Source organism: Serratia sp. J2 (assembly GCF_046269175.1).
GTDB classification, from domain to species: Bacteria; Pseudomonadota; Gammaproteobacteria; order Enterobacterales; family Enterobacteriaceae; genus Chania; species Chania fonticola_C.
Genome location: NZ_JBKABN010000090.1, coordinates 1 through 1003 on the forward strand (window position 1 = coordinate 1; position 1003 = coordinate 1003).

A 1003-nucleotide genomic window follows, 5' to 3' on the forward strand; every position below is an offset into this window, starting at 1 on the left:
TCCCTTGAATGTGCATATACCTCAGGCAACGCGCACACTTTTTGGCATACCCGCGAGCGTCATCTTGTTCAATGCGCGGAGCATCGCCATAGCCTCTGCCACTTGCGCATCATAATCACGCAAGGTCAGGTGACCACCAAATAGCTGTTTTACTCGGTACATCGCCGTTTCCACTACCGAACGTCGGTTGTAGCCCGTCATGTTTTTCCATCGTGTGTTGTCCCCGTAAGGCGCTGGTTCGCCACGGCTTGATTTCGGTCTGCGTAGTCTGCGGGCCAATAGCGGGCTCCGCTTCTTGGCGGAATTAATGCCTTGATTTTCTTGCGTCTTAATTCATCGTGACACACTCGCGTATCGTAAGCTCCATCCGCTGAGGCCACCTTGATTTTGCGGTGCGTCTGCCGGATGAGGCCGGGAAAGACTTCCGTATCAGTGATATTGCTCAATGACAGGTCTGCACAGATGACTTCATGTGTTTTCGCGTCTACCGCCAAGTGCAGTTTTCGCCAGATGCGCCGTTTCTCCTGGCCGTGTTTTTTCACCTTCCACTCCCCTTCACCAAAGACTTTGAGGCCGGTAGAGTCGATAACGAGGTGCGCAATTTCACCCCGCGTTGGGGTTTTAAACGGGATATTCACGGATTTCGCCCGCTTGCTGATGCAGGTGTAATCAGGACAGTTTAACGGCACTTTCATCAGTGCGAAAATGGAGTCGACGAAGCCCTAGAGGGCACGAAGTGTCAGACCGAAAACACGCTTCAGCATCAATATCGTGGTGATGGCCATATCGGAATAATGTTGCGGGCGACCCCGCATAGACGATGTTGCCTCGCAGTGCCAGGCATGGATTGCTGTTTCATCCACCCAGAAAGTGAGAGAGCCTCGAGTGATAAGGGCCTTGTTGTAAGCCTTCCAGTTGGTGATCTTGAACTTTTGCTTTGCCACGGTATGTCGCTGTTCTGTCAGAAGGAGAGTGCTCTGATCCTGCGGGTCAGTAAAAGTTC

The 1003-nt window shown here is 52.2% G+C and carries 1 pseudogene; it reads right to left on the reverse strand.

What is annotated here, in order from left to right:
* Positions 1-21: 21 nt before the first annotated feature.
* Positions 22-944, reverse strand: a pseudogene (locus ACKWMY_RS28180) (IS5 family transposase).
* Positions 945-1003: the final 59 nt, after the last annotated feature.